This is a genomic window from Hymenobacter citatus (assembly GCF_014333615.1).
GTDB lineage: Bacteria > Bacteroidota > Bacteroidia > Cytophagales > Hymenobacteraceae > Hymenobacter > Hymenobacter citatus.
The window spans coordinates 35,705-57,449 of record NZ_JACSCY010000016.1 but is presented as its reverse complement, the minus strand read 5'-3'; the positions used below and the strand labels follow the sequence as shown (position 1 = coordinate 57,449).

The 21,745-nt window shown below is 60.3% G+C and carries 11 protein-coding genes; all 11 read left to right on the top strand.

Annotated elements, in window-relative coordinates; all coding sequences use genetic code 11:
• The first annotated feature begins 172 nt into the window (after positions 1-172).
• Positions 173-2,755: a M1 family metallopeptidase gene (locus H8B15_RS17045; protein ID WP_187320859.1), complete on the top strand. Its 2,583-nt coding sequence runs from the start codon at positions 173-175 to the stop codon at positions 2,753-2,755.
• A gap of 177 nt (positions 2,756-2,932) precedes the next feature.
• Positions 2,933-4,378: an alpha-L-fucosidase gene (locus tag H8B15_RS17040; RefSeq protein ID WP_187320858.1), complete on the top strand. Its 1,446-nt coding sequence runs from the start codon at positions 2,933-2,935 to the stop codon at positions 4,376-4,378.
• 175 nt (positions 4,379-4,553) lie between these two features.
• Positions 4,554-6,422: a beta-galactosidase gene (locus H8B15_RS17035; RefSeq protein ID WP_187320857.1), complete on the top strand. Its 1,869-nt coding sequence runs from the start codon at positions 4,554-4,556 to the stop codon at positions 6,420-6,422.
• Positions 6,423-6,573: 151 nt separating this feature from the next.
• Complete coding sequence (locus H8B15_RS17030; protein WP_187320856.1) at positions 6,574-8,961, top strand: glycoside hydrolase family 3 N-terminal domain-containing protein; 2,388 nt, start codon at positions 6,574-6,576, stop codon at positions 8,959-8,961.
• A 376-nt stretch (positions 8,962-9,337) separates the two neighbouring features.
• Complete coding sequence (locus tag H8B15_RS17025; RefSeq protein WP_187320855.1) at positions 9,338-10,375, top strand: sialidase family protein; 1,038 nt, start codon at positions 9,338-9,340, stop codon at positions 10,373-10,375.
• A 267-nt stretch (positions 10,376-10,642) separates the two neighbouring features.
• Positions 10,643-11,893: an ROK family protein gene (locus tag H8B15_RS17020; RefSeq protein ID WP_187320854.1), complete on the top strand. Its 1,251-nt coding sequence runs from the start codon at positions 10,643-10,645 to the stop codon at positions 11,891-11,893.
• Between the two features lie 206 nt (positions 11,894-12,099).
• Positions 12,100-14,019 carry a glucosamine-6-phosphate deaminase gene (gene nagB, locus H8B15_RS17015; protein ID WP_187320853.1) on the top strand — a complete coding sequence of 640 codons (1,920 nt, stop codon included), beginning with the start codon at positions 12,100-12,102 and terminating at the stop codon, positions 14,017-14,019.
• A 211-nt stretch (positions 14,020-14,230) separates the two neighbouring features.
• Entirely contained in the window at positions 14,231-15,118 is an 888-nt protein-coding gene (locus H8B15_RS17010) for an ROK family protein (RefSeq protein WP_187320852.1), read from the top strand.
• A gap of 32 nt (positions 15,119-15,150) precedes the next feature.
• A complete protein-coding gene (locus H8B15_RS17005; RefSeq protein ID WP_187320851.1) occupies positions 15,151-16,440 on the top strand; it encodes a sugar MFS transporter in 1,290 nt (429 codons plus the stop codon).
• 130 nt (positions 16,441-16,570) lie between these two features.
• Positions 16,571-19,213 carry a glycoside hydrolase family 2 protein gene (locus H8B15_RS17000; protein ID WP_187320850.1) on the top strand — a complete coding sequence of 881 codons (2,643 nt, stop codon included), beginning with the start codon at positions 16,571-16,573 and terminating at the stop codon, positions 19,211-19,213.
• Between the two features lie 153 nt (positions 19,214-19,366).
• Positions 19,367-21,652, top strand: coding sequence for a family 20 glycosylhydrolase (locus H8B15_RS16995; protein WP_187320849.1), 2,286 nt, complete (start codon positions 19,367-19,369; stop codon positions 21,650-21,652).
• Positions 21,653-21,745: the final 93 nt, after the last annotated feature.

Here is a 21,745-nt window from a genome sequence, read left to right as displayed (position 1 = left end):
TTGTCATCCTGAACGCAGTGAAGGACCTTATCACGCGAGAACGACAGGCGTAACAACGGCTTGTTCTTCGGTGATAAGGTCTTTCGCTGCGCTCAGGATGACAATGTATTTGCCTGTTTTACCGTCAGTTTTCCACCGTCCTCCCGTACTTTCGGCGGAAACAACGCCCGCTATGCTCTCCGCCAAACACCTGCTGTTCCTGCTTCCTTTTCTTCCTACCCCCAGCCACGCGCAGGGGCCAGTGGTTACTACCGGCGTGTCGCAGGAGCTAGCGCAACACCGGGCGCGGGTGTTGCGGCAGGTGGCGTACCGGCTGCATTTCAACGTGCCGCCGCAGGTGACGGAGCCGATTCCGGCCACCGAGGAAATCAGCTTTCAACTGCTGGAAAACACCGCGCCGTTGCAACTCGACTTCAAGGAAAAGCCCGACCACGTAACCCGCATTGTGGTGAACGGGCAGCCGCAGCCGCTCACGGTGCAGCAGGAGCATGTGGTGGTGCCGGCGGCAGCGTTGCGGGTAGGGGAGAACCGCGTGAGCATCGACTTCACGGCCGGCGACTTGTCGCTGAACCGTAACCCGGAGTACCTCTACACGCTGCTGGTGCCCGACCGCGCCCGCACGGTGTTTCCTTGCTTCGATCAGCCCGACGTGAAGGCCGTGTTTCACCTCACGCTCACGGTGCCCGCCGCGTGGCAGGCGGTGGCCAACGGCCCGGTGGCCGATTCGAGCAGGGTAGGGGCGCGGCAGACCTACCGCTTTCAGCCTTCGGATACCATCAGCACCTACCTGTTTGCGTTTGTGGCGGGCAAGTTTCGGCACACGGCGCGCCAGCCGGAGGGGCGGCCCATGCACCTCTATTACCGCGAGACCGATCAGGATAAAATCAGCCGCAGCCTGGGGCCGATTTTCGATATCCAGGCCGGAGCGCTGAAGTTTCTGACCGAGTACACCCAGATTCCCTACCCCTTCCGCAAGTTCGATTTTGCGGCGCTGCCCGATTTCCAGTACGGCGGCATGGAGCACGCGGGTGCCATCGACTACAAAGCCAGTACGCTGTTTCTGGACGAAGGCGCCACCCGCGACCAGCTGAACGCCCGCGCCAACCTGCTGGCCCACGAAACGGCCCACATGTGGTTTGGCGATTTGGTGACCATGCGCTGGTTTGACGACGTGTGGACCAAGGAAGTGTTTGCCAACTTCATGGCCGACAAAATCAGCGTGGTGACCCAGCCCGACGGCAATTTCGACCTAAAATTCCTCACCGACCATTACCCCGCCACCTACGCCGTGGACCGCACGGCCGGGGCCAACCCCATTCGGCAGCCGCTGGATAACTTGCAGGACGCCGGCTCGCTCTACGGTAACATCATCTACCACAAAGCGCCCATTATGATGCGCCAGCTGGAACGGCTGATGGGCCAGGAGGCCTTCCGCGACGGCCTGCGCGCCTACCTCCGGCGCTACGCCTACCACAACGCCACCTGGCCCGACCTGATCCAGATTCTGGACGAGCGCACGCCCACCGACCTGCAAGCCTGGAACCGGGTGTGGGTGAACGAGCCCGGCCGCCCGCAGTTCGACTACTGGCTGCGCGTGCAAAACGGCAAAATCAAGCGCTTCACCATCGACCAGAAAGGCGAAGACGGCAGCCGCCGTGTGTGGCCGCAGCAGTTTGAGGTGGCGCTGGTCTACGCCGACCACGTGGAGGAGCTGACAGTGGACATGCTCGCCGATAAGGTACGCGTGCGCGAAGCGGAGGGCAAGCCCGCGCCGCGGTTTGTGCTGTTCAACTCGTCGGGGCAGGGGTATGGGTTGTTTCCGGTGGATGCGCAGAGCTTGCCCTACCTGGGGCGGCTGCAAAGCCCGGTGATGCGCGCCGCCGCGTATATCAATCTCACGGAGAATATGTTGGCGGGCCAAGCAGTGTCGCCCGCGCAGCTGCTGGCGCTGGTGCGGCCGTTGCTGGCGCAGGAGCAGGAAGAGCTGAACCTGAACTTGCTGCTCGATCAGCTGGGCACCGTGTTCTGGCGCTTCACGCCGCTGGCGCAGCGCCCGGCGCTGGCCGCTACCCTGGAGCCGGAGCTGTGGCAGGCCATGCAGCAGGTAGAAGCCCCGAACAAGAAAAAGCAGCTGTTCAAGACCTACGCCAGCATTGCACTGAGCCGCGAAGCGCAGGACCGGCTGCACACTATCTGGCAAACCAAGCAGCCGCCTACGGGCGTGAAGCTCTCGGAAGACGACTACACCGACCTGGCCGCCGCGCTGGCCCTGCGCGCCTACCCCGGCCATGAGCAACTCCTGCAAACCCAGCTCCAGCGCATCCAAAACCCCGACCGGCGCCTGCGCTTGCAGTATCTGTTGCCGGCACTGTCGGATGATGTGGCCACGCGGGATGCGTTTTTTGCGGGCTTGGCCGAGGAAAAGAATCGGCAGAAAGAAGCCTGGGTGCTCTCGGCGCTGGGCTACCTGCACCACCCACTGCGCGCTGCTACCTCCGAAAAATACCTGCCGCAGAGCCTGGCGCTGCTCGGAGAAATCCAGCAAACCGGCGACATTTTCTTTCCGCAAAGCTGGTTGCAGGCCACGTTTCGGTGGTACCAGACACCCACCGCCGCGGCCGTGGTGCGCGACTTTTTGCAGGCAAACCCTACCTACAATCCGAAGCTGAAAGCGAAGGTATTGCAGGCGGCTGATAACGTGTTTCGGGCAGAGAAATTGGTAGGCGAAAAGGGCACTACTGCGGCTAGTCAGTAACAGCATTTTATGGATTGCTGATTTAGGGTTGTTTACACACGGACGCGGTGCGTTTGCGCGCACATTTTTGATTTTAGCAATACTTTGTTGCAATGCTTTGCTATATTGGAAGCAGGTAGGCGGAATGTGTATGTTCCGCTTCGCTACTTCTTACCCGCCGTTCAACCGCTCTTCTCTATGAATTTATTTACCCGTACGTTGGCTTTGGCTGCTTTTTCTGTGCTCTGTGCTCGTGCCGGGCAAGCTCAGGAGCAAGGCATTCACCAGCAATCAACGCTGTACGAGGCGCCCACCGACCCGCTGGTGAAGAAGAAGTTGGATAAGTGGCAGGATCAGAAATTCGGGCTGATTCTGCATTGGGGTCTGTACGCGGTGCCGGGTATTATTGAATCGTGGCAATTGTGCTCCGAGGATTGGGTAGAGCGCGACAGCACCGTGGCCTACAACGACTACAAAAAGTGGTACTGGGGCTTGAACAAGGACTTCAACCCGGTGAATTTCAACCCCGAGCAGTGGGCCAGCGTGGCCAAAAAGGCCGGCATGCGCTACCTGGTGTTCACCACCAAGCACCACGACGGCTTCAATATGTTCGACACCCAGCAGTCGGACTTCAAAATCACCAACGGCCCGTTCAAAGACAACCCCAAGGCCAACGTGGCCAAGTACATCTTCGACGCGTTTCGGAAGCAGGACTTCATGATTGGGGCCTACTTCTCGAAGCCCGACTGGCACTCGCAGGATTTCTGGTGGTCGAAATACGCCACGCCCAACCGCAACGTCAACTACGACATCAAGAAGTACCCCTGGCGCTGGAAAAACTACCAGGACTTCACCTACAACCAGATCAGCGAGCTGATGCACGACTACGGCGCCATGGACATCCTGTGGCTGGATGGCGGCTGGGTGCGCCCCCGCGAAACCGTGACCGACGAAGTGCGCGCCTGGGGCGCCCCCATCCCCGAGTTCAGCCAGGAGGTGAACATGCCCCGCATTGCCGCCATGGCCCGCCAGGCCCAGCCCGGTCTGCTGATGGTAGACCGCACCGTGCACGGCCCCTACGAGAACTACCAGACGCCCGAGCAGCGCGTGCCCGACCACAAAATCGACAACCCCTGGGAAAGCTGCCTCACGCTGGCCAACAACTGGGGCTATGTGCCCAACGACACGTATAAGTCGCCCACCAAAATCATCCACTCGCTGGTAGAAGTGGTAGCCAAGGGTGGCAGCCTGCTGCTAGGCGTCGGCCCCAAGCCCGACGGTACCCTGGACCAGCAAGCCGTAACGCGCCTGCTCGCCATCGGCAAGTGGCTGGACGTGAACGGCGACGCTATCTACAGCACCCGCGCTACCGACCGTTACCAGGACGGCAGCACCTACTTCACCCAAGGCAAAAAAAACACCCGCTACGCCATTGCCCTGCTCCCCGAAACCCAAGCCGCCCCCACTACCCTCACCTGGACCGGCAACCTCCCGAAGAAGGGTAGCAAAATGACGCTGCTGCAAACCGGCAAATCGGTGAAGTGGACCCGTAGCGGCGATAAGGTGAGCGTTTCCCTACCCACCTCGTTGGCCAAGCAAGCAGGCGCCTACCCGGCGCTGGCGTTTGCCTACGCGGCGGAGTAAACAACGATTCACCCCACCCCCCGGCCCCCTCCCCTCCGGGAGAGGGGGAGCCATTACCGGAGCTGTTAGCTTTTCGTTGACCAAGAGCTAGTAGCTAACAGCCCAATCGTCAGGCTCCCCCTCTCCCGGAGGGGAGGGGGCCGGGGGGTGGGGTGTTCACCAGAACGAATCCTTTATGTCTTACTCCACCCTCACCCGCTGCTTCCTTGCCCTCCTGCTCCTCGGCAGCCTACCCACGCAAGCGCAGAAAAAGCACACGTTTGAGATAAAAAACGGGCAGTTTCTGTACGATGATAAGCCTACCCAGATTCACTCCGGGGAGATGCACTACGCCCGCGTGCCGCAGCCCTACTGGCGGCACCGGCTGAAGATGCTGAAGGCGCTGGGGCTGAACACGGTGGCTACCTACGTGTTTTGGAATTACCATAACCCCGCGCCGGGCGTGTGGGACTTCAAAACTGGCAATCACAATGTGGCGCAGTTCGTGAAAACGGCACAGGAAGAGGGACTGTTTGTGATTCTGCGGCCGGGGCCGTATGCCTGCGCTGAGTGGGAATTTGGCGGCTATCCGTGGTGGTTGCAGAAGAATGAAAACCTGGTGATCAGGGCCAACAACCAGCCGTTTCTGGACTCGTGCCGGGTCTACATCAACAAGCTGGCGGGGCAGGTGAAGGGCTTGCAAGTGAGCAAGGGCGGCCCCATCATCATGACGCAGGTAGAGAATGAGTTCGGTTCGTACGTGGACCAGCGCAAGGATATTTCGCTGGCCGAGCACCGGCAATACAATGCCGCCATCAAGCAGCAGCTCACCGAAGCCGGTTTTGAGGGGCCGTTTTTTACATCCGATGCGGCGGGCTTGTTTGAAGGCGGGGCCACGCCGGGTGCCCTACCCACCGCCAACGGCGAAGGTAACGTGGAGGCGCTGAAAACGGCCGTAAACCAGTACCACGGCGGCAAAGGCCCCTACATGGTGGCCGAGTACTACCCCGGTTGGCTCGACCACTGGGGCGAGCCGTTTGTGCGCGTGCCCACCGAGCAGGTGACCAAACAGGTGGAAACCTACCTGAAAAACGGCATCAACTTCAACTTCTACATGGTGCACGGCGGCACCAACTTCGGCCTTACCTCGGGCGCCAACTACAGCAAGGAGCACGACATCCAGCCCGACCTCACCAGCTACGACTACGACGCCCTTATAAGCGAGCCGGGCTGGGCCACGCCCAAGTACACCGCCGTGCGCGAGCTGATGCAGCGCTACGTGAAGTACCGCGTGCCGGCCGTGCCCGCGCCCCTGCCCGTCGTCACCATCCCCGATATTATTCTGGGCAAAACCGTAGATCTGTTTGATCTAAAAACTGACATTCAGCCTGTTGTGAGCACCCGGCCGCTGTCGTTTGAGACCTTGAACCAGGGCCACGGCTACGTGCTGTACAGCAAGCGCTTGGCCCAGCCCATGCAAGGCCAGCTGGCAGTGCCCGGCCTGCGCGACTACGCCACCGTGTATGTGAATGGCCAGCGGGTAGGGGAGCTGAACCGCCAGGACAACCGCTACACACTACCCGTGCAGATTCCGGCTAATGGCACGCTGGAGCTGCTGGTCGAGAACCTGGGCCGCATCAACTACGGCGCCGAAATCGTGCACAACACCAAAGGCATCATCGAGCCCGTAACCCTCGACGGCACGGCCCTCACCGGCGACTGGCAGATGTATAAGCTACCCCTCGGCAAGGTGCCCGACCTGACGCGCTACCTCGACAAAAACAAAGCCGGCCACCCTACCTTCTACACGGCCAGCTTCGAGGTGAAGCAACCCGGCGACACCTTCCTGGACATGCGCGGCTGGGGCAAGGGCATCGTCTTCGTGAACGGCCACAACCTGGGCCGCTACTGGAAAATTGGCCCCCAGCAGACGCTTTACGTGCCCGGCTGCTGGCTCACGAAAGGCAAGAATGAGGTGGTGGTGTTCGAGCAACAGAACGATACCATTCAACAATCCCTGAAAACCGTCGATAAGCCGATTCTGGACGAATTGTCGCAGAAGTGATGTTCACAAAGCTGACCAGAGAGCGTAACGCGAAGCTCTGCTTCGCGACCGTTCGCGCCATTCGCGCCGTGCCCACCGTTCTGGTAGAGCCGTTCTGAGGGTCGCGAAGCAGAGCTTCGCGTTACACTCACTTACTCCATTCACTATCAACATGCTAAAACCCCTACTTCTCAGTCTTTCCCTGCTCACTCTCACCCCGGCCTACGCCCAGAAACCGCTCTACAAAGACCGCAACGCCACCACCGAAGCGCGGGTGAAGGACCTGCTGGGCCGCATGACCACGGAGGAGAAGGTAGGCCAGCTGGGTACGCTGCTGGGCTGGGAGATGTACGAGAAAAACGGCCAGCGCGTGGGCACCAGCGCCGCCTACCGCAAGGCCATCGACGAGCGCCACATCGGCGCCCTGTGGGCCACCCTGCGCGCCGACCCCTGGACCCAGAAAACCCTGAAAACCGGCTTGACTCCCGCCCTGGCTGCCGAGGCCACCAACGCCCTGCAACGCTACACCGTGGAGCATACCCGCCTGGGCATTCCGCTACTGCTGGCCGAGGAGTGCCCGCACGGCCACATGGCCATCGGCACCACCGTATTCCCTACCTCCATCGGCCAGAGCAGCACCTGGCACCCCGCCCTGATCCAAAAGATGGCGGCGGCTATTGCTACCGAGGCGCGGGCGCAGGGCGCCCACATCGGCTACGGGCCGGTGCTGGATCTGGCGCGGGAGCCGCGCTGGTCGCGGGTGGAGGAAACCTACGGCGAGGACCCGGTGCTCAACGGGCAAATGGGCGTGGCCATGGTGCAGGGCTTTCAGGGTGATAATTTGAAAAGCGGTGTGAACATCGTGTCCACGCTCAAACACTTCACTGCTTACGGCACGCCCGAGGGCGGCCACAACGGCGGCAGCATCAGCACGGGCATGCGCGAGTTGCAGCAGAGTTTCCTGCCTCCGTTTCGGGCGGCGGTGGGGGCGGGGGCGCTGTCGGTGATGGCGGCCTACAACTCCATCGACGGCGTGCCGTGCTCGGCCAACGAGTGGCTGCTGACGGATTTGCTGCGGGCGAAGTGGGGTTTTCAGGGCTTTGTGGTGTCGGATTTGAACAGTGTGGTGGGGGTGATGAGCAACCACCACGTGGCGGCTACGCCCGCCGAGGCGGTGGCCCTAGCTCTCAATGCCGGCCTCGACAGCGACCTGAGCAGCTACGGCTACGACAAGGCCCTGCGCGCGGCCATCGACCAGAAGCTGGTGAGCCCCGAAGTGCTGGACCGGGCCGTGGGCCGGGTGCTACGCCTGAAGTTTGACATGGGCTTATTTGAGAATCCCTACGTAGATACTCGAAAAGTGGCCCGGCAGGTGAAGACGCCGGCCCACGTGGCGCTGGCCCGGCAGGTAGCCCGCGAATCCATCGTACTGCTGAAAAACGAGCAGAACGCCCTACCCCTCAGCAAGAGCTTGCAACGCATTGCCGTCATCGGCCCCAACGCCGACAACCTCTACAACCAGCTCGGCGACTACACCGCCCCCCAGCCCGACGAAAACGTGGTGACGGTGCTGGAAGGCATCAAAGCCAAAGTCGGCAAGGGCACGCAAGTCACCTACGTACAGGGCTGCGCCATCCGCGACACCACCACCGCCGATATTGCGGCGGCCGTGGCGGCCGCCAAACAGGCCCAGGTGGCCGTGGTAGTAGTAGGCGGTTCCAGCGCCCGCGACTTCAAAACCGAGTACCAGAGCACCGGCGCCGCCACCGTGTCGGCCGCCAAGGACAACCAACCCATCAGCGACATGGAAAGCGGCGAGGGCTACGACCGCGCCACCCTCGACCTACTGGGCAAGCAGTTGCAGCTGGTGCAGGCCGTGGCTGCTACCGGCACGCCAGTAGTCGTGGTGCTCATCAAGGGTAGGCCGCTGAATCTGAACTGGATGGCTGAGCACGTGCCCGCTATAGTGGATGCCTGGTACCCCGGACAGGAGGGTGGCAACGCCGTGGCCGACGTGCTGTTTGGCGACTACAACCCCGCCGGCCGCCTACCCATCTCGGTGCCCAAAAGCGTGGGCCAACTGCCGGTGTACTACAACTTCAAAAGCCCCAACAAGCACGACTACGTGGAGATGGACGCCAAGCCGCTCTACAGCTTCGGCCACGGCTTGAGCTACAGCACGTTTGCGTATTCCGGCCTGCAAATCACCCCCACCGAAACGGCCGGCGCCGTGCGCGTGCAAGTGCGCTGCACCGTACAAAACACCAGCGTCCGCGCCGGCGACGAAGTGGTGCAGCTCTACCTCAATGATAAAATAAGCTCCACCGTAATGCCCCTCAAACAGCTCAAAAAATTCCAGCGCATCACCCTGAAAGCCGGGGAAAAGCAGGAGGTAACCTTCAACCTAACCGCCGAAGACCTGAAGCTGCTCAACCCGAAAATGGAATGGGTAGTAGAGCCCGGTGCCTTCACCGTAATGGTCGGCGCGTCGTCGGAGGATATTCGGTTGAAGCAGGATTTTGAGGTGAAGCAGCCGGTGAAGTTGTCGGCGGTGCAGTAGAAGGTTGGCTGTCTGGATAGTACCAGGACTTACGCGCTAAGCGTGTGCCAACGTCTGCCGGTCCGACGCCTGCGGCGTCCGACCGGTTGCCGCTAGCTGACGTTGCACGAACGGCATGCGAACGAGGTAGACGCGTTGGTTCATACGGCGTAGACGCCAACAGATGGCGCGGCTGTCAGCAACGACAACCGGTCGGACGCCTACGGCGTCGGACCGGCAGACGTCGGCACACGCTCAGGGCATAAGTCCTGAACATGGAAAGAACGTCATTTCGAACGGAGTGAGAAATCTCGCGTGCTGATGAAAGATAGTATCTGCTGTCAGCACGCGAGATGCTTCGACTGCGCTCAGCATGACATTTCAATAAAAAAGCCCCATGAAACTCCGTCTTCTTCTCGCTGCCATTTTCCTACCCCTATCCGCCTCAGCCCAATCTAACTGGGTGAAGCTGAATGAAGAAGTGCTGTTCCCGAATCCCCCGTTTCGGCAGTGCCACGCTTCCACGCTGGTGGAGGTGGAGGGTGGTCGGCTGCTGGTAGCTTGCTTTGGCGGCTCGGGGGAGGGGCAGAAAGACGTGGCTATCTGGCTGGCTTCCATCGACAAGCAAGGCCAGGTGTCGAAGCCGGCGAGTGTGGCGACGGGGGTAGTAAACGACACCTTGCGCTACCCTACCTGGAATCCGGTGCTGTTTAAAGAGCAGAAAGGCAAGCTGTTTCTATTTTATAAAGTAGGTCCCAACCCGCGCGAGTGGTGGGGCATGGTGCAAACCTCGACCAACGAGGGTAAGACCTGGGCCACCGCCCGGCGCCTGCCGCCGGGCATCCTCGGCCCCATCAAAAACAAACCGATTCAGCTCACCAACGGCACTATTCTGGCCCCTTCCAGCGTGGAGGAAACCACGGAGCGCTGGAAAGTGCACCTCGAAAAATCGACGGACCGCGGCCGGACCTGGCAGCGCATTCCCGTGGACACGGCGTCGGCGTTTGACGTGATCCAGCCCAGCATTTTGCGCTACCCCGGTGGCCGCTTGCAGCTGCTGTGCCGCAGCAAGCAGGGCTCCGTGGTGCAGACTTGGTCCACGGACAACGGCAACACCTGGGGCCCGCTATCAAAAACCACTCTACTGAACCCCAACTCCGGCACCGACGCCGTGACCCTGCGCGACGGCTCCCAGCTCATCGTCTACAACCCCGACGTGCCCGGCAAGGACTGGTTCAACGGCCGCGGCAAGCTGCGCGTGGCCCAGTCGCAAGACGGCCAAAAGTGGAACGACATAGCCGTACTCGAAAACGGCGACAAAGAGGAATACAGCTACCCCGCCATCATCCAGACCCGCGACGGCCGCGTGCACATCACTTACACCTACGACCGCAAAAACATCAAGCACGTGGTGTTGCAGGGAGGTGGGAAATAGAAAGTAATTGTGCGCAGAACGTCATGCTGAGCTTGTCGAAGCATCTCGCTCGCTTCGTTTGATTACTATCTATCGTCAGCACGCGAGATGCTTCGGCAAGCTCAGCATGACGGTCTATTAATCTTCAATCCGAAGTAGAACAGGAGTGCTGTGTTCTGTTATTTTTTACCCCTATCAGATAATCTTTTATTAAAATTTTAGTAAAGTCCTTTGACTTGTTGAAAAAAGTGGGCTTCTTGAGACATCATTTATCGAAAACCCGCTGCCATGAGTTCATTATTAGCCTTGGAAGATACGTTTCTGGCCGGGCTGAATAATGTAGAGCGACGGAAATACGTACAGAAGATAAAGATTGTCAAGCACTTGTATGTGAAGGGTGCTAAGACAAACGCCGATATCTGCGGCCGCTTTCAGATCAGCGCGCCTACCTCCACGGCCATGCTAAACGAGCTGATTGCTGAGGGCTTGGTGGAGAAGCAGGGTAGGGGCAAATCCATCGGCGGGCGCAAGCCGGAGCTGTATGGATTGCGGGATAAGTCGTTGTTTGTCTTGAGTATCCACATGGAGAAGTACAAGGCGCGCCTGGCTATTTTCGACAACAACAACAGTCCCGTAACCGGCGTGCAGACCTTCCCGATCGAAGTGACGCAGGACCTACAAGCCGTGGACCAGGTGCACGAGCAGGCCATGCGCCTGATCGAGGCGTCGGGCATCGACCCGCAAAAGCTCATCGGGGTAGGCATTAATATGCCGGGCCTGGTGGCTTCCAAGGAGGGCAACAACCACACCTATTTGCGCGTGCCGGACGGTGCGGAGTCGTTGCAGCAGCTGTTGGAGCGTAAGTTTGGCAAGCCCGTATTTATCCAGAACGACGTGAAAAGCGCCACTCTGGCCGAGTACCGCTTCGGGCTGGCCCACGGCCGCCGCGACGTGCTGGTGTTATCCATGGACTGGGGCGTGGGCCTGGGTATGATCCTGGACGGCAAGCTGCGCAGTGGTGCTTCGGGCTTTGCCGGCGAGTTTGGGCACATTCCGCTGGTGGAAGACGGCCGCCTGTGCCACTGCGGCAAGCGCGGCTGCCTGGAAACTGTGGCCTCGGGCAGCGCCTTGGTGCGCAATGCCCAGGAGGGTATTCGGGCCGGCGAGAATACCCAGCTACAAGCCCTGTCGGAATCCGAAATCGACCAGCTGGAGGTGGAGCAAGTCATCCGCGCTGCCCACGACGGCGACCAATTTGCTATCAACCTGCTGGCCGAGGTAGGGCTGAACCTGGGCAAGGGCATTGCCATCCTGATTCAGCTCTTTAATCCCGAGCTGATTATTCTGGGCGGCGATATGGCGCAGGCCAAGCCTTTTGTGGTGCCCGCCATTCAGCAGGCCATAACCATCTACTGCATGAAGCAGCTGCGCGAAAACACCCGCATTGTGGTGTCGGAGCTGGGCCGCGACGCCATGATTCTGGGCTCCGTGGCTACGGTGATGGAAAACGTATTCGAAACGCACCTGGAACAGATGTAAGTAATTAATAATGAAAAATAAACAATGAACGTCATGCTGAGCGAAGTCGAAGCATCTCGCGTGCTGACGATAGATAGTATCTCCCATCAGCACGCGAGATGCTTCGACTCCGCTCAGCATGACGTTCATACTGCCCCTCTTCTAACCGCTCCGTCCCGCAACTTCCAACCGCCTAACAACCCTTCTACCCCTCACCTACACCGCTTATGGCACGATTAAATCTACTCGAAGAAACTCGTTTTGAGAAGCTGCCGGTAACCGTTTACCCTGATAAGCAGACCGCCTCCGTGAAGGTGGCCGAGCGCATTGCGCGGCTCATCCGGCGCAAGCAGGAAGCCGGCGAGCAGGCTGTGCTGGGCCTAGCCACCGGCGCTACCCCGGTAGGCGTGTACGAGGAGCTGGTGCGCCTGCATCAGGAAGAGGGCCTGAGCTTCCAGAACGTGGTGACGTTCAACCTGGACGAGTACTACCCCATGCAGCCCGATGCGCCGCAGAGCTACGTCACGTTCATGAACGAGAATCTGTTCGACCACATCGACATCAAGCGGGAAAACATTCACATTCCCGACGGCACGCTGGCACTGGAAGAAGTGGTGGCATACTGCCTGAACTACGAGCGGCAGATTGAGGAGGTAGGCGGACTGGATTTGCAGATTCTGGGCATTGGCCGCACGGGCCACGTAGGCTTCAACGAGCCCGGCTCGGCGCCCAACTCGGGCACGCGCCTGGTCACGCTCGACGACCTCACCCGCCGCGACGCCTCCCGCGACTTCGGTGGCAAGGAAAACGTGCCCACCAAGGCCATTACCATGGGCATCGGCACCATTTTCAAGGCCCGCGAGATTGTATTGATGGCCTGGAGTGGCAAGAAAGCGCCCATCATCAAGAAAGCCGTGGAAGGCGAGGTGTCGGGGGAGGTGCCGGCCACCTATTTGCAACTAGCCGACAACGTGGAGTTTGTGCTGGATGCCGACGCCGCTTCCGAGCTGACGCGCTTTGATACGCCCTGGCTGGTGAAGGACTGCGTGTGGGACGAAATGCTGATCAAAAAGGCCGTGATATGGCTGTCGAATACGCTGCGCAAGCCCATCCTCAAGCTCACGGAGGAAGACTACAACAACAACGGCATGGCCCAACTGGCCACCGAGCGCGGCCCGGCCTACAACATCAATATCGACATCTTCAATAAGATTCAGCACACCATTACGGGGTGGCCCGGCGGCAAACCCGGCGCCGACGACTCGCAGCGCCCCGAGCGCGCCCTGCCGGCCAAGAAGCGCGTTATCGTGTTCTCACCCCACCCCGACGACGACGTAATTTCGATGGGGGGCACGTTCATCCGCCTCATCGACCAGGGCCACGACGTGCACGTGGCCTACCAGACCAGCGGTAACACGGCGGTGTGGGACGACGACGTGCTGCGCTACATGGAGTTTGCCATCGACCTGGAAAACAGCCTGGGCCGCGACAGCAGCGAGCTGCAAACTGTGTATGACAACATGCGCGCGTTTATCGAGCAGAAGCAGCCTAACCAGGTAGACACCCAGGAAATCCGGAACGTGAAGAGCTACATCCGCAAGAGCGAGGCTATTGCGGGCGCCCGCTACGCCGGCCTCCCCGACAGCCACATTCACTTCCAGGCCCTACCTTTTTACGAATCGGGCAAGACCTCGAAGTATCCCGTAACGGACGCCGACATTGAGCTAACCATGGAGCTGCTGCAACAGGTGCAGCCCCACCAGGTGTTCGTGGCCGGCGACTTTGCCGACCCCAACGGCACGCACATTGTGTGCTTCAACATCGTGACGGAGGCCCTGCGCCGCCTGAAGGAAAAAGAAGCTTGGGTGCAGGATTGCTGGGTGTGGATGTACCGCGGCGCGTGGCATGAGTTCAAGCCCTACGAGATTGAAATGGCCGTGCCGCTCTCACCGCTGGAAGTGCTGCGCAAGCGCAACGCCATCTTCAAGCACCAGAGCCAGAAAGACACGCCCGTATTCCCCGGCGACGATTCCCGCGAATTTTGGGTACGCGCCGAGCAGCGCAACCGCGAAACCGCCCTGCAATACGATAACCTCGGCCTGGCTGATTACGAAGCCATGGAGGCCTTCGTGCGTTGGCATTTTTAAGGGGTAGGGGAGTTTTTTCGCTGTCATCCTGAGCTTGCGAAGGACTTTATGCCATTTGAACGAGTCGTTGTTACGCTTGTCGTTCAGCCGTGATAAGGTCCTTCGCAAGCTCAGGATGACAGATAAAATGAATGGCGAACCCATTTGCCAATTACTATTTCCGTTCGCATACAGCAAGCCGCTTTCGGGTAGGCGCGCAGCAGTAAATAGCATGACCCAAACCAACTACATCGGCATCGACATCGGCGGCACCAAAGTGCACATCGGGGTGGTGCAGGATGGGCAGATTGTACGCGACGTTCGTTTCGAAACCTCGGCGCAGGCCCCGCAGGAGCAGATCCTGGGTGAACTGGTGCGGCACATTCAGCTGATGCTAGATACCGCCGACGTAGCTGGTATTGGTATTGGCGTGCCGGGGCTGGTAGACGAGCAGCAGGGCGTGGTGCACAACGTGCAGAATATCCCGTCGTGGCGGGAGGTGCGGCTGAAGGAGCACCTGGCCCGCCACTTCGCGCAGCCCGTGTACATGACCAACGACGCCAACGCGTTTGCCGTGGGCGAAAAGATTTTCGGGCAGGGCCAGCCCTACGCCAACCTGGTGGGCCTGACGCTAGGTACCGGGCTAGGCGCGGGCATCATCATCAACCACGATTTGCACGCCGGCACGCTGTCCAGCGCCGGCGAGTTTGGCTGCATTCCCTACCTCGACAAAACCGTGGAGGACTATTGCAGCGGTAAGTTCTTCGTGCAGCAGTACCAGCAGGAGGGCGGCGCCCTATACGCCCTGGCCCGCACCGGCGACGCCCGCGCCCTGGAAGCGCTAGCCAGCTACGGCCGCCACTTGGGCAACACCATCAAAATCATTTTGCACACGCTGGCGCCGGAAGCCATTTTCCTGGGCGGCTCGGTGAGCCACGGCTACGAATTGTTCCGGGAGGCCATGGAAGCCAGCATCCGCGAGTTTCCCTTCCGCCTCGTCACCGACCGCTTGGTGGTGGCGCCCTCCAAGCTGCGCAACGCGGCCGTGCTGGGCGCGGCGGCGCTATGCAAAATGAAGCAGGAGCTCAGTACTGCCACTCCCCAAACATTGCCTCTCTAACCGTCTATTTCAGCCCCTTCAACCCGTATAGTATGACAAAAGCAGCTACCACGTCTCCGGCGGCCGTGCCCACGGCCACCACGCAGCAAACCAAGTCCATTGTCATCATTGGGGCGCTGTTCTTCATTTTCGGCTTCGTGACGTGGCTGAACTCGGTGCTGATTCCCTACCTGCGCATTGCCTGCGAGCTGAACAACTTTGAGGCCTACCTGGTGGCATTTGCGTTCTACATTTCCTACCTCGTGATGGCCATACCGTCGGCGTGGGTGCTGAAGGCGACGGGCTTCAAGAACGGTATGTCGGTGGGGTTGCTGGTGATGGCCGTGGGGGCGTTGATTTTCATTCCGGCGGCCCTCACGCGCACATACGGGCTGTTTTTGTTTGGCTTGTTTGTGCAGGGCACGGGCCTGGCGGTGCTGCAAACGGCGGCCAATCCCTATATCACCATCCTGGGGCCGCGCGAAAGCGCCGCCAAGCGTATCAGCGTGATGGGCATCTGCAACAAAATTGCCGGCGCGCTGGCCCCCGTGGCCCTGGGCGCCGTGGCCCTCAAGGACGCCGACGCCTTGGTAGCGCGCCTCAAAACGATGGACGTGGCCGCCAAAACCGCCGAGCTGGACACGCTGGCGACCCGCGTTATTACGCCCTATCTGCTGATGACGGCCGTGCTGGTGGTGCTGGCCGTGCTGATCTACTTCTCCTCCCTTCCCGAAATCGACACCGACCACGAAGACGAAACCGTGGCCGCTGCCAACACCAACAAAACCAGCGTTTTGCAATTTCCACATCTGCTGCTGGGGGCACTGGCCATGTTTTTCTACGTGGGCGTGGAGGTAATTGCTGGCGACACCATCATCAGCTACGGCGCGGCGCAGGGCATTGCGCTGTCAACGGCGAAGTTCTTCACCACCTGCACCATGGTGGCCATGACGGTGGGCTACCTCATCGGGGTAGTGGCCATTCCGAAGTTTTTGTCGCAGGAAAGGGCGCTGCAAATTTTCGCGGTGGCCGGGGTAGCGTTTGCCCTGGCGGCGCTGAGCACCAGCGGCATCACGTCGGTACTGTTCATTTCCCTGCTCGGGCTGGCCAACTCGCTGATCTTCCCGGCTATCTGGCCGCTCGCTATTGAAGGACTGGGGCGCTTCACTAAAATCGGCTCGTCTTTCCTGATTATGGCCATTGCCGGCGGCGCCGTGCTACCCCCCATCTACGGCTCCCTGGCCGATGCCTTCAGCCCCCAGCAGGCCTACTGGCTGGTGATTCCCTGCTACCTGTTCATTCTGTATTACGGCCTGGCTGGGCACAAAGTGCGGCGTGCTTAGGCAGTTTGAGTTAACTAAAGAGGTTGCGTCTCTACACCGTCCAGCAGTTAACTCAAATAGCCCAGCCTTAATGGCAATAGAAATAAGATAAAAGCCAGCAGCTACTAGTTAACTGCACACAATACTCCGAATGTCACCACACAAACTCTTACTCCCGCTTCTCCTTCTCGCTACTCCGCTGCTGGCGCAGCAGCGCTACGAGCTGAACACCGGCTGGCAGGCCACGCCCAAAAGCAAAGTGAGCGTAGACGGCGCCGCGCTTTCGCAGCCTACCTACGCGCTTAGCGGATGGCAGCCGGCCGTGGTGCCGGGCACGGTACTCACTACCCAACTGGCCAACAAGCAAGTGCCCGACCCGTTTTACGGGATGAATAATAAGCAGATACCCGACATCTACCGCACAGGCCGCGACTACTACACCTACTGGTTTACCAAGGACTTCACCGAAAAAGTTACGGGTGATGAGCAGGCTTGGCTGCACCTACGCGGCGTGAACTACAGCTGCGACGTGTACCTGAACGGCCAAAAGCTGAACGTGCAGACCCACCACGGCATGTTTCTGCGCCAGACCTACAACATCACGTCCTACCTGGCCAAGGACGGCAAAAACCGCCTGGCCGTCATCGTCTACCCACCCGACCCTGTGGGCAACCCCAACGGCGGCCAGGGCGGCGACGGCACCATTGCCCGCAACAATACCACGCAGTACACCGCCGGCTGGGACTGGATTCAGCCCATCCGCGACCGAAACACCGGTATCTGGGACAAGGTGACGATTGAGAAAACCCAGCAGATCAACGTCAAGAACCCACACATCATCACCCGCGTGCCGGGCAAGCGCAAGCCTACCGGTCCGCAGGCGCCGGCCACCGTGCAGGTATCGGCCGAGCTGGACAACCCCACCGCCAAAGCCGTGGCGGGCGTGCTGCGCTACACGATTGATGGCCGCACGGTGGAGCAGAAAGTGACCGTGCCGGCGCGCTCTACCCAGCAGGTGAGCCTGAAGGACCTCAGCCTACCCAACCCCAAGCTGTGGTGGCCCAACGGCTACGGCGAACAGCCGCTCTACGAGTCGAAGCTGCAATTCCTGGTGAAGGGCAAAACCGTGTCGGATGAGGAAACGGTATCGGTAGGCGTGCGCGAGATTCAGCGGGAGTGGAACACCACGACGCAGAGCATGGAGGTGCACCTCAACGGGCAAAAAATCTTCATCAAGGGCGGCAACTGGATTATTTCCGACGCCATGCTGCGCTTCACGGATGCCCGCTACGACGCCGAAATCCGCTTCCACCGCGACATGAACCTGAACCTGATTCGGGTGTGGGGCGGCGCGCTGGTGGAGCGCCCCGAGTTCTACCAGGCCTGCGACAAGTACGGGATGCTGGTGATGCAGGACTTCTGGATGTCGGGCGATGCCAACGGCCGCTGGGTGGACCCCATGAAGCTGGAGGACCAGTGGACCCGCCGCCAGTACCCCAACGACCACCGCTTGTTCATCAACTCCGCGGCCGACCAGGTGAAAATGGTGCGCAACCACGCCTCGCTGGCTATTTGGTGCGGCGGCAACGAAATCACCCCGCCCAAAGACATCCTCACGGCCTTGCAGGATTCGATTCTGCCCCGGCTGGACGGCACGCGTTGGTTTGTGCCCTACTCCAACTCGGATAGCATGTCGTACAACAACCAGGGCGGCAACGGCGACGGACCCTACGGCATTCAGAACCTGCGCAGCTTCTGGGCGCACCGCACCTACCCCTTCAACTCGGAAGTGGGCTCGGTGGGGGTAGGCGATGAGGAGTCGCTGGCGCGGTTTGTGCCGCCCGCGAATATGGTGCCCCCGCGCTACCTGGGCGCCGATAAACGGCCCACGGAGGCCGTGGATTCGGTGTGGCAATACCACCTCTACATCGGCTACGAAGACCACCTGCTACCCTACGGCGCGCCCAAAAACGTGCGCGACTTCGGCCTGAAAGCCCAGCTGGTGAACTACGACCAATACCGCGCCCTGATGGAGGGCTTCAGCTCGCACATGTGGGAGTGGTACACGGGCAGCATCATCTGGAAAACCCAAAACCCCTGGACCGCCCTGCGCGGCCAGATGTACGACTACTACCTCGACCCCAACGCCTGCCTCTACGGCCTGCGCACCGGCAGCGAGCCGCTGCACGTGATGTACAATCCCGTGGATAGCGCCGTGGTGCTGGTGAATAACACCTTCGAAACCAAGCGCGACCTGATGCTGGTGGTAGATGCCTACGACATGGCTGGCAAGAAAACCAGTATGACGCAGGTAATCGTGGAAATCAACCCCTCGCAGGCCAAAAAATACCTGCCCATTGCCGGCGCCATGCGCAAGCTGGCCAAGGAGAAAGGCACGTTTCTGAACCTGCAACTGCTAGACCTGAACAAGCAGCCCGTGAGCCAGAACTTCTACTGGATACCCGACGCCAAAGGGCAATACTCGGGCCTGCAAACCATGAATAAAGCGCCCCTGGGCGTGCAGGCCCGCCAAACTGCGCCTGGCAAAGTGGAAGTGACCCTGACGAATTCCGCCAACCAGCCCGTGGCCTTCTTCAACCGCGTGTCGCTGGTGAACCAGCAGACCCAGAAGCGTGTGCTGCCTACCTTCTACACCGACAACTACGTGTCGGTGCTGCCCGGCGGGCGGCAGACCATCACGCTGGACTACACGCCCGGCGCGGAAGTAGGCACGCCGGTGGTGACGGTGGAAGGGTGGAATGTGGTGAAGCAGGTGGTGCCGGTGGCGCAGTAGGTTCACCCCACCCCCCGGCCCCCTCCCCTCCGGGAGAGGGGGAGCCTGACGATTTGCAACATACGCCTACGCCCGCGCCGCCGTGGCTCCCCCTCTCCCGGAGGGGAGGGGGCCGGGGGGTGGGGTGAACCATTGCACGACCTAACATAGCGCATGACAAGATTCTGGTATCTCCTATTCCTTCTGCTTCCGCTCGCAGCTACCGCTCAAACGGCTCCCGAGCGCTATCCGCTGATTCCCTACCCAGCTTCCCTGACGCCGGCGACGGGTACGTTCACCATCACCAAGAACACCCAGCTGGCCCTACCCAAAGACAGCAAGCGTTTTGCGCAGGAGGCCGAGCAGTTGCAAAACTTGCTGCGTAACGGGGTAGGGGCGTCGCTGAAAACCGCGAAGAAACCTGCCGCCAACGGCATTGAGTTACGCTACGATGCGTCGATTACGGCGCCGGAGGGCTACAAGCTGACCATCACGCCGCAGCAGGTGACGCTGGCGGCGAAGGAGCCGGCGGGTATGTTTCGGGCGGTGCAAACGGTGCGGCAGCTGCTGCCGCCTACCGTGGAAAAGGCGGGGAAAAGCGTCCCGTTGACGCTGCCAGCCGTGCAGATCCAGGACCAGCCGGCTTATAGCTGGCGCGGCATGCACCTGGATGTGTCGCGGCACTTTTTCGACGTGGCCTACCTGAAGAAGTACATGGACCTGCTGGCGCTCTACAAGTTCAACAAGCTGCACCTGCACCTCACCGACGACCAAGGCTGGCGCCTGGAAATCAAGAAGTACCCTAAGCTGACAGAAGTAGGCGCGTGGCGCACCTTCAACAACCAGGATTCGGCGTGTATTAAAAAGTCGAAGGATAACCCCGACTTTGCCCTAGAGCCCAAGCACCTGCGCCAGCGCAACGGTCAAACGGAGTACGGTGGCTTCTATACCCAGGACGACATGCGTGGCATCATTTCCTACGCCGCGGCCCGCCACATCGAGGTGATTCCCGAAATTGACATGCCTGGCCACATGATGGCCGCCATCCGGGCCTACCCCTTCCTGACCTGCAATGGTAAAAACGACTGGGGCAAGCTGTTTTCTACCCCTATCTGCCCCTGCAACGAGACCACCTACGAGTTCGTGGAAAACGTGCTGACGGAGGTAGCGGCCCTGTTTCCGAGCCCCTACGTGCACATCGGCGCCGACGAGGTAGACAAAACCAGCTGGAGCACGACGGCCTGCACCGAGCTGATGCAGAAGGAAGGCATCAAAGACGTGAACGGGCTGCAAAGCTATTTTGTGCGGCGCGTTGAGCGGTTTTTACAGAGCAAGGGCAAGAAAATGATTGGCTGGGACGACATGCTGGAAGGTGGTATCGACGCCTCGGCCACCGTCATGTACTGGCGCAGCTGGGTGAAAGACGCCCCCGCCAAAGCCATCCGCAACGGCAATCCGCTCATTATGACGCCGGTGAGTACGCTCTACTTCGACAACCTACCAGACAAGAATTCGGTGGAGAAAGTGTACAACTTCGACGTGGTGCCCGCTGACCTCGACCCCGCTACGGCCCAAAAGGCCATTCTAGGCGCCCAAGCCAACCTCTGGACCGAACAAGTGCCCTCCGAAAACCGCGCCGACTACATGGTGATGCCCCGCATGACGGCCTTGGCCGAGGTGGTCTGGACCAATAAGACCCAGTACGCCTCCTACCTCAGCCGGCTCCGGCAGCACTACCCCCGCCTGGCCCAGCTGAACGTGCACTACCGCGTGCCCGACCTAGCAGGCTTCTCCGAGGAAAGCGTCTTCACCGACAAAACGTCGTTGCAGGTCGAGAAGCCACTCGACAATCTGATTCTGCGCTACACTACCGACGGCAGCACGCCCACGCCCACTTCACCGGTGCTGCCGGCCGCCCTACCCATCACAGAGCCCACCACGGTGAAGTTGGTGGCTTTCACGCCGGAAGGGCTGCGGGGTGACACCTATACCATCAGGTACAAGCAGCAGCCCTACGCCGCGCCTGTGTCGGCGAAGTCTCCGGCGCCGGGCCTCACGGCCACGTACTTTACGGGCTACTTCAAAAAATCGGCGCTGATGCAGGAGGCCAAGGCCAACGGCAGCACCACCGTAACCAGCGTGCAGGTGCCCAAGCAAGCCGAGGCCGACCAGTTCGGGGTACAGTTCCGGGGCTACCTCGACGTGCCGGAAACCGGCATCTACACCTTCTACCTCACCTGCGACGACGGCGGCACCCTACGCCTGGCCGACCGCATGGTGGTCGACAACGACGGCCTACACTCGGCCATCGAGAAAACCGGGCAGGTAGCGTTGGCGAAAGGATTGCACCCAATCGCGCTGGATTTTGTAGAGGGTGGAGGCGGCTACACGTTGCTGCTCAAGTACAGCAAAGACGGCAGCGAGCCGCGGGAAATACCGGCCAGCTGGCTGAAACACTAAGTAGTAACGCGAAGCTCTGCTTCGCGACCAACAGAACGTCATTTCGACCAGCGGGAGAAATATCTCGTGCTGACGCTAGATAGAAATTACTAC

Excerpts from the sequence above, each read along its gene's own strand:
- H8B15_RS17045 (WP_187320859.1), top strand. The coding sequence starts at position 173 with ATGCTCTCCGCCAAACACCTGCTGTTCCTGCTTCCTTTTCTTCCTACC.
- H8B15_RS17040 (WP_187320858.1), top strand. The coding sequence starts at position 2,933 with ATGAATTTATTTACCCGTACGTTGGCTTTGGCTGCTTTTTCTGTGCTC.
- H8B15_RS17035 (WP_187320857.1), top strand. The coding sequence starts at position 4,554 with ATGTCTTACTCCACCCTCACCCGCTGCTTCCTTGCCCTCCTGCTCCTC.
- H8B15_RS17030 (WP_187320856.1), top strand. The coding sequence starts at position 6,574 with ATGCTAAAACCCCTACTTCTCAGTCTTTCCCTGCTCACTCTCACCCCG.
- H8B15_RS17025 (WP_187320855.1), top strand. The coding sequence starts at position 9,338 with ATGAAACTCCGTCTTCTTCTCGCTGCCATTTTCCTACCCCTATCCGCC.
- H8B15_RS17020 (WP_187320854.1), top strand. The coding sequence starts at position 10,643 with ATGAGTTCATTATTAGCCTTGGAAGATACGTTTCTGGCCGGGCTGAAT.
- nagB (WP_187320853.1), top strand. The coding sequence starts at position 12,100 with ATGGCACGATTAAATCTACTCGAAGAAACTCGTTTTGAGAAGCTGCCG.
- H8B15_RS17010 (WP_187320852.1), top strand. The coding sequence starts at position 14,231 with ATGACCCAAACCAACTACATCGGCATCGACATCGGCGGCACCAAAGTG.
- H8B15_RS17005 (WP_187320851.1), top strand. The coding sequence starts at position 15,151 with ATGACAAAAGCAGCTACCACGTCTCCGGCGGCCGTGCCCACGGCCACC.
- H8B15_RS17000 (WP_187320850.1), top strand. The coding sequence starts at position 16,571 with ATGTCACCACACAAACTCTTACTCCCGCTTCTCCTTCTCGCTACTCCG.
- H8B15_RS16995 (WP_187320849.1), top strand. The coding sequence starts at position 19,367 with ATGACAAGATTCTGGTATCTCCTATTCCTTCTGCTTCCGCTCGCAGCT.